16 protein-coding genes are annotated in these 14,630 nt (G+C 34.8%); 6 read left to right on the forward strand and 10 right to left on the reverse strand.

From position 1 onward, the window contains the following. The first annotated feature begins 11 nt into the window (after window positions 1-11). The 4 genes from cysS (at window position 12) to H7U22_RS01890 (ending at window position 4,770) form a co-directional block, all read left to right on the forward strand. Window positions 12-1,472, forward strand: a complete 1,461-nt coding sequence (gene cysS / locus H7U22_RS01875) for a cysteine--tRNA ligase (RefSeq protein ID WP_187069638.1) — start codon at window positions 12-14, stop codon at window positions 1,470-1,472. Between the two features lie 19 nt (window positions 1,473-1,491). Continuing rightward, window positions 1,492-2,469, forward strand: coding sequence for a M28 family peptidase (locus H7U22_RS01880; protein WP_187069639.1), 978 nt, complete (start codon window positions 1,492-1,494; stop codon window positions 2,467-2,469). Between the two features lie 130 nt (window positions 2,470-2,599). After that, a complete protein-coding gene (locus H7U22_RS01885; protein WP_187069640.1) occupies window positions 2,600-3,457 on the forward strand; it encodes a nuclear transport factor 2 family protein in 858 nt (285 codons plus the stop codon). A 428-nt stretch (window positions 3,458-3,885) separates the two neighbouring features. Next, window positions 3,886-4,770 (forward strand): glycerophosphodiester phosphodiesterase family protein, encoded by an 885-nt coding sequence (locus H7U22_RS01890; protein ID WP_187069641.1) that lies wholly within the window; start codon window positions 3,886-3,888, stop codon window positions 4,768-4,770. Between the two features lie 74 nt (window positions 4,771-4,844). Here H7U22_RS01890 and H7U22_RS01895 read toward each other — a convergent pair whose 3' ends face one another. The 7 genes from H7U22_RS01895 to H7U22_RS01925 form a co-directional block, all read right to left on the reverse strand. Then, on the reverse strand, window positions 4,845-5,039 hold the full coding sequence (locus H7U22_RS01895) for a hypothetical protein (RefSeq protein ID WP_187069642.1): 195 nt from the start codon (window positions 5,037-5,039) through the stop codon (window positions 4,845-4,847). 128 nt (window positions 5,040-5,167) lie between these two features. Beyond that, complete coding sequence (locus tag H7U22_RS01900; RefSeq protein WP_187069643.1) at window positions 5,168-5,689, reverse strand: tetratricopeptide repeat protein; 522 nt, start codon at window positions 5,687-5,689, stop codon at window positions 5,168-5,170. 425 nt (window positions 5,690-6,114) lie between these two features. Further along, window positions 6,115-6,441, reverse strand: a complete 327-nt coding sequence (locus H7U22_RS01905; protein ID WP_187069644.1) for a hypothetical protein — start codon at window positions 6,439-6,441, stop codon at window positions 6,115-6,117. A 270-nt stretch (window positions 6,442-6,711) separates the two neighbouring features. Next, entirely contained in the window at window positions 6,712-7,101 is a 390-nt protein-coding gene (locus H7U22_RS01910) for an RDD family protein (protein ID WP_187069645.1), read from the reverse strand. 110 nt (window positions 7,102-7,211) lie between these two features. Then, on the reverse strand, window positions 7,212-8,174 hold the full coding sequence (locus H7U22_RS01915; RefSeq protein WP_187069646.1) for an AAA family ATPase: 963 nt from the start codon (window positions 8,172-8,174) through the stop codon (window positions 7,212-7,214). A 5-nt stretch (window positions 8,175-8,179) separates the two neighbouring features. Then, window positions 8,180-9,544, reverse strand: a complete 1,365-nt coding sequence (locus H7U22_RS01920) for a peptidylprolyl isomerase (protein WP_187069647.1) — start codon at window positions 9,542-9,544, stop codon at window positions 8,180-8,182. 64 nt (window positions 9,545-9,608) lie between these two features. Next, entirely contained in the window at window positions 9,609-10,232 is a 624-nt protein-coding gene (locus H7U22_RS01925) for a hypothetical protein (RefSeq protein WP_222621776.1), read from the reverse strand. Between the two features lie 65 nt (window positions 10,233-10,297). Between H7U22_RS01925 and H7U22_RS01930 the strand changes: the two genes are divergently transcribed. Next, the gene (locus tag H7U22_RS01930) at window positions 10,298-10,951 is read left to right on the forward strand and encodes a hypothetical protein (protein ID WP_187069649.1); all 654 of its coding nucleotides are present in this window, start codon (window positions 10,298-10,300) and stop codon (window positions 10,949-10,951) included. Between the two features lie 24 nt (window positions 10,952-10,975). Then, window positions 10,976-11,551: a non-canonical purine NTP diphosphatase gene (locus H7U22_RS01935; protein WP_187069650.1), complete on the forward strand. Its 576-nt coding sequence runs from the start codon at window positions 10,976-10,978 to the stop codon at window positions 11,549-11,551. A gap of 181 nt (window positions 11,552-11,732) precedes the next feature. Here H7U22_RS01935 and H7U22_RS01940 read toward each other — a convergent pair whose 3' ends face one another. The 3 genes from H7U22_RS01940 to H7U22_RS01950 are packed head-to-tail and all read right to left on the reverse strand — an operon-like array spanning window position 11,733 to window position 14,615. Next, window positions 11,733-12,035: a type II toxin-antitoxin system RelE/ParE family toxin gene (locus tag H7U22_RS01940; RefSeq protein ID WP_187069651.1), complete on the reverse strand. Its 303-nt coding sequence runs from the start codon at window positions 12,033-12,035 to the stop codon at window positions 11,733-11,735. Continuing rightward, window positions 12,036-12,257 (reverse strand): hypothetical protein, encoded by a 222-nt coding sequence (locus H7U22_RS01945; RefSeq protein WP_187069652.1) that lies wholly within the window; start codon window positions 12,255-12,257, stop codon window positions 12,036-12,038. It lies immediately after the preceding gene. A 33-nt stretch (window positions 12,258-12,290) separates the two neighbouring features. After that, on the reverse strand, window positions 12,291-14,615 hold the full coding sequence (locus H7U22_RS01950) for an OstA-like protein (protein ID WP_187069653.1): 2,325 nt from the start codon (window positions 14,613-14,615) through the stop codon (window positions 12,291-12,293). Window positions 14,616-14,630 lie beyond the last annotated feature (15 nt).

Raw genomic sequence — 14,630 nt, forward strand, 5'->3', positions numbered from 1 at the left:
ACATTTGCAATATGAATACTGGCTTACAGCTTTATAATACGCTTTCTCGTAAAAAAGAACTTTTTCAACCATTAAATGCACCCAATGTTGGGATGTATGTTTGTGGTCCAACTGTATATAGCGATGTGCATTTGGGCAATTGTCGCACTTTTATGTCGTTCGATTTAATTTTTAGATACCTTAAATATTCGGGTTATAAAGTTCGCTATGTACGTAATATTACCGATGCTGGTCACTTAGAGGGCGATAGAGATGAGGGTGATGATAAATTTGCGAAAAGAGCGAAGTTAGAACAGCTCGAGCCAATGGAGATTGTACAAAAGTACACTTTGGGTTTCCATGATGTAATGCGGATGCTGAATACTTTATCACCGAGTATAGAACCAACAGCTACAGGTCATATCATCGAGCAGATTGAAATGATCAAGGTTATAATCGCCAATGGGTATGGTTATGAGATTGATGGAAACGTTTATTTTGATGTAGAAAAGTACAGCGAAAAGTACAACTATACCATATTAACCAATCGTAATTTGGAAGATATGTTGGCAAATACCAGAGAATTGGGTGGACAGAATGAGAAACGCGGTCGTTTGGATTTTGCCCTTTGGATTAAAGCTAAACCCGAAACTTTAATGCAATGGCAATCGCCTTGGGGCATGGGTTTCCCGGGCTGGCATATAGAATGTTCGGCAATGAGCGCCAAATATTTGGGTGCGGAATTTGATATTCACGGCGGTGGAATGGACTTGGCGGCAACGCACCATACCAATGAAATTGCACAATCTGAAGCGTGCAGTCATCATCAACCTGCACGTTATTGGATGCACACCAATATGCTTACGGTAAATGGAACACGAATGTCTAAATCGGCAGGGAATGGTTTTCTTCCTTTAGAGTTATTTACAGGAGATCATCCGCTTTTGAAGAAAGGTTATAGCCCGATGACGGTTAAATTTTTCATGTTGCAGGCACATTATCGCAGCACGTTAGATTTTTCTAATGAAGCTTTAGAGGCATCGGAAAAAGGTTTCAGAAGGTTAATGGCTGCGGTAAATTTATTGGATAAGTTATCCGTTTCGGATCAAAGCGATTTTGGGATAGATGCTTTAAAAGAGAAGTGTGTTAACGCAATGAATGATGATTTTAATAGCCCGGTTTTAATTGCCGAGTTGTTTGAAGCGGTAAGAATTATCAATACCGTTTACGATGGTAAAGGTAAAATCTCTGCAGAATCATTAGAGAAATTAAAGCAGTTAATCAATGATTTCGTTTTTGATATTTTGGGTTTAAAAGATGAAGAAACCAGAAATTTAGAAATGAATAGCGTTTTAGAAATGGTAATCGAATTGCGTAAAGAAGCAAAGGAAAATAAAGATTATGCAACTTCTGATAAGATTAGAATCGGTTTGCAAGAATTGGGAATCCAACTAAAAGATGGTAAAGAAGGCACAACTTGGAGTAAGGCATAATTTAAACTTTTAGCTTAAAATGAATAAAAAACTTTTAATCTTTTTTGCAATTGCACTAATTGGTTTTCAGGCTTGTAGAAATGATAAAAAAGATTCGAGCGAAACCAGCAATCAAGAAATTAAATTAGTTTCACCAGATTTTAATGCAGATAGTGCTTATGCGTATGTTAAAACTCAGGTAGATTTTGGGCCTCGAATTCCTGGAACAATGGCGCACCAAAAATGTGCAGAGTATCTTGTTTCGAAGTTAAAATCATTTGGTGCAGAAGTTAAAATTCAAGGCGCTAAAACAACAACTTTTGATGGGAAGATTTATCAGCTGAAAAATATTTTGGCAAGCTTTAATTCTGGCAATAAGAATAGAGTTTTGATAACTGCCCATTGGGATGCTCGTCCATTTTCTGATCAAGATGCTGATCCTGCAAATCACAGCAAATCGTTCGATGCGGCTAATGATGCTGGAAGCGGTGTTGCCGTAATTTTAGAAATGGCCCGTCAAATTCAGCAAAAACAACCAAATGTAGGGGTAGATTTTGTTTTATGGGATTTAGAAGATTATGGTAAAGCGAAAGATGAAACTCCCGATGAAATAACTTGGTGCTTAGGTTCTCAGTATTGGGCGAAAAATGCAGTCAGTACAGGTTATAAAGCACTTTATGGAATTAATCTGGATATGGTTGGTAGTGGAAATGCGCAATTTTCACAAGATGAAATTTCTCGTCAATCTGCGCCGGATGTTGAAAAAAAAGTTTGGGACATTGGTAATGAAATTGGTTATCCATCATTTTTTGTAAATCTTCCAAGCGGAAGAATTGTTGATGACCATGTTTGGATGAATAAGGCAGGCATTCCATCTATAGATATTATTCATTACAATGACAATAGCGGTTTTTATATAAATTGGCATACCCAATTGGATAATTTAGCCAATATTGATAAGAATACGCTAAAGGCAACAGGACAAACTGTTCTTGAAACCATTTATAGAGAGAAATAATTTCTCCAATTTGGTAATCTTTAAGGCAGCTCTATGCTGGATTTCCATACAGAATGTGCAATTGTTAATTACTTTTGAGTGCATGAATTGAAGAATATTTTATATTCGCCAAACATATATCTAAACCATAATGAAACAATTACTTTCAACTACAATAGCTGTTGCTTTAACATTAAGTGCTTTTGCACAAAAGAGCGATGGAACCACAAAATCATTAGTAAACGCAGAAAAAGAATTTGCTAAATCTATCGCAAAAAATGGTGATAAAGATTCGTATTTAGATTATTCACTTAGTAGTGCATTGGTGTTCAGACCAAATCCTGTAAATGCAAAAACTTTTTATGCAAGCCAAACAAAAGGGATGAATGAAGTTACTTGGGAGCCAACTTTGGCTAAAGTATCTCGCAGTGGCGATTTGGGTTTCACAACTGGTCCTTACGCAATAGGGGCAGATGATAAAAAATATGGTCAGTATTTATCTATTTGGAAAACAGAAAACGGTAAATGGAAATTGGCAATCGATTTAGGTACATCTAGTAATAAACCACTAAGTAAAGTAACCACACAATTTGTTGAACCAAAAGACCATGTTGCGCCAAAATTCCTTAATGAAAGAGAAATTAAGGCAGGTAAAGACATCATCTTAACCACCGAAAAAACCTTAAATACTTTATTGAAAACACACGGGATTGCTGCTTTCGGAGGTTTCTTAACGGAAGATGCAAGATTGCTTTTCCCCGGTAATGATGCCATAAACGGTAAAGGCAAAATCATTTCTTATTTTAATGGAATGATTAGTAAAATAAGCTTAAAAACTAATGGTGTAGATAAAGCAATAGGTAGCGATTTGGCATACACGTATGGCGTTGCAACGATAGATTATAAAGCCGATTTAAGAGAAAGCTTTAATTATGTTTTTGTTTATGAAAAAGCTGCAGATCACACCTGGAACTTAATTGTACAGGCATTTGTGCCTGCTGAAAGATAATTATAATGTGAATTTTTGAAGAGGGCGCTCCTAAAAAGAGACGCCCTTTTTTGTTGATCTTTTTTTTGCAAGCTTTAGCTAAAATACTTTTTTCCCAATTCCGAAGAATATAATGTCAATCTGAGGAACGAAGAATCCCTAGCCTATCAACCCCAAACCAGCTATTTGGATTGTACCCTGTTTTAAGCCCAGCTTTCATCATTTGGGGATTCTTCGTTCTTCAGAATGACAAAAAGTCAAAAAAAGAGGTCTCTTTCATTGTTAACGCTAGCAAATTTTTAAAGTAATTAATCAGCCCCATAAGAAATATAAGAACAACACGCTAATAGTTTCTAGCATTCATTTTTATGGTAAATTAAACGTATTTATTATCCGCACAGGTTAGTAACTTAATTCCTATTTTTACGTTTATTCCTAAAACGAATTACATGCATAAAAAATTACTTACACTCTCTACACTTATTTTATTTTTTCTAGGTGTCTCCGCTCAAAAGCAAAAATTTGATATTCAGGGAAAAGCTGGTGCCAGAGGTATTATGCCAGAAAACACAATTGAAGGAATGCTAAAAGCTCTGGATCTGGGCGTAACCACTTTGGAAATGGATGCTGTAATTTCTAAAGATAAGCAGGTTGTGCTTTCTCAAGAACCATATTTTAACAACGAAATTTCTTTAATGCCAAATGGGAAGCCGATTAGTTTCAAAGATCAGAAGAAATACAACATCTATAAAATGGATTATGATGAAGTTAAAAAGTTTGATGTTGGAAGTAAAGTACATGCCCGTTTTCCTGGTCAAATGAAATTTAAGGCGTATAAGCCATTGCTTTCTGAAACGATTGATGCCGTTGAAGCCTATGCAAAAGAACATAAGTTGGCCAAGCCAGTTTACAGCATCGAAACAAAAACCATTAAAAACGGCGATAACGAATTCCAGCCAGAGCCTGCAGAATTTGTGGATCTGATAATGGATATTGTTAATGCTAGAAAGATTTCTAAACGTGTGATTATCGAATCTTTTGATATGCGAACTTTACAATATCTGCATGAGAAATATCCTAAAATACAAACCTCCTTGTTAATTGATGAGAAAGAACCTTTCGAAGATTATATTGAGAAACTGGGTTTTAAACCAACAATTTATAGTCCGTATTCTGTTTTGGTTGGAAAAGGTTTGGTAGATCGTTGCCACGATATGGGCGTAAAAATTATCCCGTGGACGGTTAATACGGTAAAGGAAATTAAATATTTTATGAGTTTGGGAGTAGATGGTGTAATTACCGATTATCCAAACTTAATGGGGCAATTGAAATAGAAAATCTATTTATAAAAGAAATGCGCTGAGTTACTCAGCGCATTTCTTTTTACATCATTATACGTGCAAAAGGCTTAGTGATTCGCTCCCATAGGTTGCTCAGTATGTTTTGCTTCAGTTTTTTCATGTGATGAAGATTCTTCCTCATGGTGGAAAATTGGTCTGGTAAAAGCCACAACAAGGATTAAAACAATAATCCAAGCAGTTAATGGTAATGCCCAAATGCCGTTTGTTTGTTGAACTGGTGCGTGTGTGTCGTGACCTGACATATCTAAATATTTTGAGTTAAAAATTTTGTGCTTTAAAGTTGCAATAAAGATAGTAACAAAGTTTAAAATTAAAAGATTGATTTGATGTTTTCTGGCAACAGAATAAAAAGGGATAAAAGGCTAACCTTTTATCCCTGTAAATTGTAAATCATTGCTTTTGAGCTATTCAACTTATTTTCTACGCGTTTTTGATGCTCTAATAAAAGACTTTCTTCATTTTGATCGGCATTTAATAATGTTGCCTTTTTAAAATAAATACCCGCTTCAGCAAAATTTTGCTGCTGTTCTGCGCTTAAACCTAAACTTTCGTAAATCCGAGCTTCGCAAACTCCAGGCACCAATAGTGCTTTTTCAGCCAGTTGTTTAACTAGTTTGTGCATTTTTAGTGTAATGACCAATTTTAAATAACATTCGTAAACATCAGGAAATTCGCTATCCAATTCCACACATGTTTTATAATAGTAACCAGCGGTTTGGTAATTTTTCAAATGATCATGATAAATATTTCCCAAATGAAAATACGCTCTTGCATAAGTTGCATCAAACGCAATAATTTCGTTAAAATATTGAAGTGCCTTAGGCAGTTCGCCCCATTGCAATTCTTCAACGGCCTGTAGATATTTTTCTTCTACAGTTGTGTATATGTCCATAATGGATATAATTAATTTGATAAGTGCTCAAAAAATAAGCCTCATCGTGTTTTGATAAATAATTGATTTTGAATTCGGCTTTTACTTTTTGTTGCAAGTAAATGCCTTTTGGCTAGGACGAAAACCTAAATCATACCCGAGCCATTTAGCCAATAAGACGGGCTAAAGCTTAAATTTTGGATATGTTGTTGACGTAGCATTATTGTTTATTTTGATGCAAATATATTTATTTTCAGCGAATTGCAAATTTTTTATTTGGATAAGCTAAATTGGATCTATTTTTTGATTAGGTTTTCAATCTGCCTTCGATGTCTTAGGATGTGAACAATTGCATGCTCTAACAGTTGTTCAATATCATATTGCTGACCCCATTTTGTATTTATTTTTCTTGAATTTTCGAGTTCTTCCAGTCGCAAATCAGGGTTCTACTCGAATACATTTCTACAATAATTAAATGCTTGATTCAGTTTTTCTATGTAAAGTTCAACATTATTTAAAAGGGATCGTTCCGGTCGAACGGTTTTGAGCCCGAGATGGTTTTCGATGTAAACGGAATAACTAAAACAAGAAGCCAGAACATGTGTTAAGATTCCCTGAATAGATTTGGAATCTGGATCTTCGCTATCTTGATCAATAATCGAAATGAGACTTTGCTGCGATATTGGCTTTATAACATTGATTAACTCATCAATTGCCTTTTTGTATTCATCCAAAAGCGCTGCAATTGCACCGGTAAGATTTGAATTGTTCATCGATAGCGAAGATAAATTTTAACCATCAGATAATAAAGCCCAAAAGTAGAAACCATTTACAAATTGTTCAAATTTCTAGCGAAATGAATCGTTTTGTTTCGTGGAGGCACGAACCAATGCATCAAGCTCCAATACCGAGGTTCGCGTCTCCACGAACCTAAAGCTGAATATAACTTAATTGAATATGCTGTATCGTTATTGCCTGTGATTCGGGTAATGCAGGATTGGGCTTTAAAGATTTAAACGGAGAGTTGGTTTTAAAATAGCTGTTTATAGTTTAATCATTACACTTCCGGAAACCAAATCATGAATTGCTCTGCGTTCATCATTCGTGTTAATCGTTAAAAAGGAAATCCAGCCTAAGCCAATTTTTAGTGGATACCTAAGAACAGCCTGAAAAATATTTATTCTTCTGCTAGAGTCGGAATATTTTCTAACTCTAATCCCTTTTACATAATTACCAATGGTGCAACCAAAAGTCATTAACAAAGGTTCATACGCAATAAAGATGCTCACAAATAACGTAATTCTGACCCAATCTGGAACGTTTTGGAAGCGATTTAAAATATTTGAAAATATAATCATGAAAATAATCAACATGATGGTGTCGATAAAAGTCGATTGAAATCTTTGAACTAGATTTGGGTATTTTTCTTCCATGGGAGCGGTTGATATTTAATTTTACAACAAATATATATTTAAATGGAACATGATGTTTCCATCATTCTAAATATGAATTTAGTTCGAGAAATTAATAGAGAAAATGTTGCCTAAAGCAGATCTTTAATAATCTTTTCTATGGATAAACCTTCAGCCTCTGCACGATAGTTTCGTACAATACGATGGCGTAAAATAGGCTCGGCTACGGCTTGAACATCTTCAATATCCGGAGCGTATTTTCCAGTAACTGCAGCATGGCATTTAGCACCTAAAACTAAAAATTGTGATGCACGAGGGCCAGCGCCCCAGCTAATGTATTTATTTACAGCATCAGTTGCAAACTCGCTATTCGGACGTGTTTTTGATGCCAATTTAACGGCATATTCCAAAACATTATCCGTTATAGGAATGTCGCGAATTAATTTCTGGAAGTACTGAATATCATCTGCATGAATAATTTTCTGCAGTTGAACGGTTTTATTGCTAGTTGTGTTTTTTACAATATTCAATTCATCTGCAAAAGCAGGGTAATTTAATTGAATGTTGAACATGAAACGATCTAATTGAGCTTCGGGTAGGGGGTATGTTCCTTCTTGCTCGATTGGATTTTGTGTTGCCAAAACAAAGAAGGGTTTGGGCAGGGTATGGGTTTGACCGGCGGCGGTTACCGATTTCTCCTGCATGGCTTCAAGCAAAGCAGCCTGCGTTTTTGGAGGCGTACGGTTAATTTCATCAGCAAGAATAATATTTGAGAAAACAGGGCCTTTTATAAATTTAAAGTGCCTGTCTTCTCCTAAAATCTCTGCGCCAATAATATCACTGGGCATTAAATCTGGTGTAAATTGAATGCGATTGAAATCTAAATCAAGAACTGCAGCAACGGTTTGAACAAGTAAAGTTTTAGCTAAACCAGGTACGCCAACCAACAGACAATGTCCGTTACTGAAAATGGCGATAAGAACTGATTTAATTACATCATCCTGTCCAACTACTACTTTGCTTATTTCGGCTTTAATATTGTTGAAAGATTGATGAAGTGCATCAACAGCTTCTACTTCGTTCTTGTACTGCATTCGTGTTATTTTGCGGCTGTAGTTTTAGTCCAGATTTTTAATTCATCGCAGGTGTTAAATTCGTCGTCAATTTTAATGTAAGTGCTTTCACGACGTTTCTCGAACCACTCGCTCAAAGTACGATTAATTTTATCACTTTGTGCAGCATCTCTAATTTTTGGAAAATCTTGAGCTAAATTTGCTTTGTGTGGTGGAATTTTCGATTTCAAATATAAAATGCGGTATCCTTGTTTTCCATCAGGAGAAGAGAATAAATCTGGTTTAGCAATGCCACCAACTTTCATGGTATCGATTACTAAAAACACTGTAGGGTCTAATTTATCAACCGGGATAAAAGTACTCCTTGCTTGAACGTTTTCTGCATTTAGCATCATACCGCCATTAAATTTAGTTTCCTTATTATCCGAATATAAATTTGCAGCAGCAGCGAAAGTTAATTTTTTCGCTATTAAGTTGTTGTAAATACTATCTGCGTGAGCTTTAAGTCTCACTAAACTTTCTGGAGTTGTTGCAGGTCTAATTAAAATATGACGGGCGTGAACTTGCTCTCCACGACGTTCAATTACTTGCAAAATATGAAAACCGAATTCAGTTTCGAAAACTGGCGACATTTCTCCAGCTTTAAGTTTAAAAGCCCAAGCGGTAAATTCTTTAGCCATCGTACTTCTATCAAAGAAACCTAAATCGCCACCATCTGCAGATGATCCTGGATCTTCAGAATAAGTTTTTGCCAGTACACCAAAATCATCGCCACCTTTTACCCTTAAGCGTAAAGCCTCAATTTTATCGCGAAATCTCTGCTTTTCAGCTCTCGTTAATTGAGGATCTAAAATTACCTCTCCAACTTCTACTTCTGTATTAAATTGCGGAATGCTATCGCCTAATGTTTTGAAATACTTTTCTACTTCCATCGGGGTAACATTAATATTCTCTGTAATTTTCGCCTGCATTTTTTGAGCAATTAGCTCATCTTTTACCGATGGCCTAATCTCATCTTTATATTGAAGTAAAGATTTATTTAAAAATTGCTCCAAACGCTCTTGTCCACCGGCACGTTGCATGCTAAAACGCATCCGTTTGTTCACTTCATCATCAACCTGGCTATCTTCAACCATAACAGAGTCGATCTCTGCCTGTTGTTTAAGCAATTTCTGGGTTAACGTGTTTTGTAAAATCTTACACTTAATTTCTGGATTTGCAGGGTTTCCCTGATAAAGATATTGTGTGTATTGTTGGTTTAAATCTGACAGTAGGATAATATTATTACCTACAACAGCAGCAACTTTATCGATGTTATGTTTGCCTGGTTGGGCATAACTATTTAAAAACAAGCAAATTAAAGCGGTTGCTACTAAAAAAACTTTCTTCATTCTATTTATTGTATTTTGCAAATTTAATATTAATGCTCAGATTATATTAAAACACATTGATTTACTATTTCGCAAGTTTTCTCAATTCGTTTTCGTTAATCTTAATCTGGTACTTTTCCTTAAGGCTTTTAAGCCAATTTTCTTCCAATGATTGTTGATAATCGGCAATAACTTGGCCTTTTATTTCACTCAAAGGTTTATTGTAGTTTTGTTGGTTTTTATTATAAAAATCTATTATTGCCTGTTCATCATCTTGAGCTTTGTTCCATATTTTTTGTTCGGAAACATTAAACATCAAAACACCTTCGCGGTATTCATTTATTAAATAATCGTGGTCTTTACCAATATTATTAATCTTTTTATGGGCGGTTAAAGCCTCTTCGTAGGTTTTAATTTCTTCTTGATAAATTGGATTTTTATCTAATCCCATTTCGCGAGCATCTAAAACCTTCAATTTAAAATTCACATACAAATTCAAATAAGCTTCTAAATTGCTGTAATCCGCAGTTGTATTTCCGTTGTGGCTTTTTTTGTAAGCCCAAAGAAACTCTTTGCTACTTAAAGGTTTACCGTTTATAACAGCTACGTTTTGCGCAAACGAAAAACTGTAAATAAAGCTGAAAACGAATAAGCAATAAGCCTTTCTCACGCAGATGAGTCTGTAAATTTTAAGGGATAAAAGTAACAATTAGCGACGCTATTATAAGATATTTAACTAATTTTAACAGAAATTATTATACCGCAAAAATACGAATGGAAAACCAGGTTACCAACAATGAGAACGCTTTACGCTTATTTTTTACTGAAGATGTTTTTCTTGTTGAGGATAAATCTGTAAAAATAGCACCTACAGTTATCGAAAAACCTGTTTTTGTGGATGCCAACATTCCTGTAAATGATCTTGCGGAATCTGAATCTATTGTTCAAAAGCCATTAATTATAGCCAATATCCCTTTGACAGAAGCTAAGATTTATCCTAAAGCTGTTGATATTCCGCAGATTATGGAAGAACCAACTGCACCAAAAGTGTTTAAATATTTGGGTGGAAACAAAAAATCCGTTTTAATTTTGGTTCACGATAATGCCAACGATGTAAGTACAGAACAGGGAAGAGAATTGCTCCGTAAAATTGTAAAAGCTGTAGAGCTTGGAACGGCCGATTTTGCCCTGCTGAACTATGCAAATTATCTGGGTGCCGATTTTATCGAGCTTCATCAATTTTTTAAGCCTCAAATTTTACTTTCTTTTGGAGTAGATATGCTGAACTTAAAGCTAAATTTAATTTGGAAAAATGAAATTATTCTTCATGAAAGTACCAAGATGATTTTTGCACCAAATCTTCATGACTTGGACAGTGATCTAAATGCAAAAAAATCACTTTGGGGCAATCTTCAAAAATTGAAATAGGCGCATAAAAAAATCTAACTTTTAATGAAAAAACTTGTATTTGCTACAAATAATCAACATAAAACAGAAGAAATTCGTTTTGCTCTTGAAGGAAAATATGAAGTTTTAAATTTAGAAGATATTGGGTGTTTCGTAGATATTCCAGAAACTGCTGATACTTTTGATGGTAATGCAACACTTAAAAGCAGTTATGTTGTGGAGCATTATCATTTAGATTGTTTTGCAGATGATAGCGGTTTGGAAGTAGAAGCTTTAAATAACGAGCCAGGAGTTTATTCTGCCCGTTATTCTGGGAGCAGAGATAGTTTAGAAAACATAAATCTAGTTTTAGAAAAACTTAAAGGGAATAGCAATCGTAAAGCTAGATTCAAAACCGTGATCTCTTTAATGCATAATGGGAAAAATCATTTATTTGAAGGTGTTGTAGATGGTGTACTTCGTGAAGAATTAAGTGGCACGAAAGGTTTTGGTTATGATCCAATTTTTCAACCAAACGGTTACAATGTTACTTTCGCAGAAATGGGCATGGAAGAAAAAAATAAAATTAGCCATAGAGCCATAGCGCTAGGTAAAATGATTGCTTTTTTAAAGAATAATTAAAAGATTTGTTATTCTGATTTCAGTTCGTGGAGACACGAACCAAGGCTTGATACTATTGAAAAGGTCGCCGTGTGTCATCGAACTAAAACAGTAAAAACTTTAAAATAATTTTCAAACACTGATGCCCTGGTTCGTGTCTCCGCGTACCATTCCGCTCAAAAAAATAATTAGCATAGATAATTTAGAAGCTCGCTTTTCGTTTCTTATTGCTTTGTCTGTTATCAATGAAAGTCACTATTTCTAATAATTCTTTTCTTGGCTTAACACGATAAACTACTGAAATGTGAGGAATTATTGTGCCTATATAAGTATGTTTGGTTTTGTAAGTTTTTCGCCCAATAAGAGGCTCTTGTGAAAGAGTTTCGAGGTATGAGAAGACCCTATTTAAAAATTTTTTTACTTCAACTTCAGTCCAGTTTTCTTTTAAATAATCAATGTTTTTTTGAAAAGTTTCTCCTGCTTTCTTTGACCAGATGATAGTCATTTAAAAATTGAATCTCTTTTTTGCATCCTCATGACTGAAATGGTCATCATGATCGAGTTGCTTAATGCCCTCAAGCACATCGTCTTGTTGTTTTTTGGTTAATCCATCAAACCAATCTAGTTCTCTATTTGATATTATTGCTTTAATGTCTTTAATTAAACTCAAATCATCAGAATTGATGATTGTATTAATAACATTTAATTTTTCTGCCTGTAAATCCATCAGATTAAATTTACTAATTAAATTCTAGAATATCTACTGTTTCTCAATCACTTTTTGAGTCTTATTTAAGGAATCTTTCTTTGGTAAAATTGGCTTAATATCAAGCTTAGAGGTATCTGCTTTTAAGGTTTGTTTTAATACTTCTACTTTCTTAATCGACCCATCTTTTAGGGCTTCCAAGCCTGGAGGTAAAATAGATGTCGGAGTTTTTACAGATTTGGTTGTGCTGGCAATTGGAGTTTTTGGTTTAGCCTTTGGCTTTGCCTTACCTGACGATCCTACTGCATCTTTTTTTGATTTCGGTCTTTCCGTTGGTTTCCAAGAAAATCCTTTTAAAACATTGTCTTTTGCTACTTTTACTTCAGGATTTAACGCACCTTCAACACCTTTTATATAAACAATATCATCTATATCATTATCCTTAAAAATAAACTTTATCCGGCTACTCAGCGTTTGGTTCATCTCTTTATAAACCTTTGTGCTGTCATCTTGTGTATAATAGATGCTTTCTGCATTACCATCTACATAGAGATTTTTCAGTTTTCCATCGTTAAAGAAACCAGTCATTAACCGTCCTTTAATCTGGTTAAAACGAAGAGAATCTTTTGGTGTATTTACCAAAAATGCATTCCGAAAGGCCTGAAGATTATTTAGCTTATTCTTTTTAAACTGAACATAAATGGTATCCCCAATTTGTTGTGAACCTTCCGACCAAATAATAGGATTGATAAAACACCGTAACGTAGAATCGGCACTGGTGTAAAACAAACTATCTGTTTTCGCTTGAATGTTGCTTTTAAAGATTTTAACGCCATGATAAGCCCTAATCACTCTAGCTTGAACGGTGTCAGCTGGATTAAATTTTGCTGTATCGTTTTTCAAACTATCTGTTTTCAACTTAGATAAAATAGTATTGATCCCATTTTTAACCGTTTTTTTATTGATGGTTTTAGCAAGGCTATCCACATTAACTTTGGGAATGTTTTTAGGAATTGCAGAAGCTTTCGTTACTAATTTTTTCTGCAAACTATCGGTTTTTATCTTCGGGAGATTTTTAATTAAGGAATCGGCCTTCGCCTTTAATATATTGCTTTTAACCAAGCTGTCTGGCTTAATCGATAAATTCTTGGCAAGCGAATCTACCTTAGTTTTTAGGCTATCAGGAATGTTGTCTGGCAAAATGGTTTTACTGTCATCCGCTTTATTTCCCTTTCTATTTTTCCTCGAACTTCTTGGGTCAATCGCTTTATCTATTAGAGTAGATTTATCGGTGTTGGCGCCACGTTTGGGAGCACCAATTTTTTCGTTTCCAGCTGATTTTCTTTCCTTGGCTCCACCATCTTCATCATCTTCTCCAACTTGATTATCGGCCTTAATGGAGATTTTTGGAATCAGCTTTATTGTTTTTTGTAAAACCATTTGCGTCTCCAATGTATCTGCGCCAAGCCATAAACTATCAGGACGTTTTTTATTTTTCACCAAAATAGAATCCTCAGTTCCGATGCCTAAATATGCATTTCTGGTGACTAACGTTCGCTGATCTTTTTTGTAATAGTAGCCTAAATCGCCGAACATCTTCATCTTATCTTTTGAATCAGAGAAAACGATGTTTTTTACTGCTTTACCATATCCAATTTTCCCGAAGTAATATAAGCTGTCGCCTTTTAAAGATCTAGTGCCTTGAGTATATAAATTTTTCTTCCCGAAGTAAGCATCTTCAGTCATGGTATTATAAGCACCATTTTCGGTGTAAAGATTATCGTCTTTGCCCTTTATATTGGTTGGGCCATAAAAATAAGTCCATTTTGTTTGCGTATTGTATCGAAGCGTATCCGATTTAATTGTTACCTGAGGCGTAACCACAACCACATTATGCCTAAAATAAGCATCGTTACTGGTGCTAAAGTAGTAACCGTTCTTACTGGTTAGCGTAACTTCTTGATTAACAATTTTACCACCACTGGTATAAGTTCCAATTTTGCTTAGCGTATTGTAATCTAAAATATTTGTGGTTAGGATGGCTGTTGGATCTTCCATTTTAACATTTCCAGTTAAATGGGCATGTTTTTTATTCCCATCATATTGTAATTGATCAGAATAAATATTAGTTTGAAGTTGAGTGATATGGACATGATTGTAGGCTTCAAAGTAATTTCGCTCACTGTAATAAACGGCACTATCACAACTTAATGTGGCATTATCTTGTTGGAAAACAGGTTTGCGCAGATAAGACACCTTTGATTTTGGAGCACCTGTAATTTGCTCAAAGGAGATGATTTTAATAATAGAAGGTTTTTGCTGACCGAATAAAATTGCGGGGCAAATCAATAAAAATAAAAAGACAAATATTTTTTGCACTCTACAAAGTTAGTT

This window comes from Pedobacter fastidiosus, from assembly GCF_014306625.1.
Lineage (GTDB): Bacteria > Bacteroidota > Bacteroidia > Sphingobacteriales > Sphingobacteriaceae > Pedobacter > Pedobacter fastidiosus.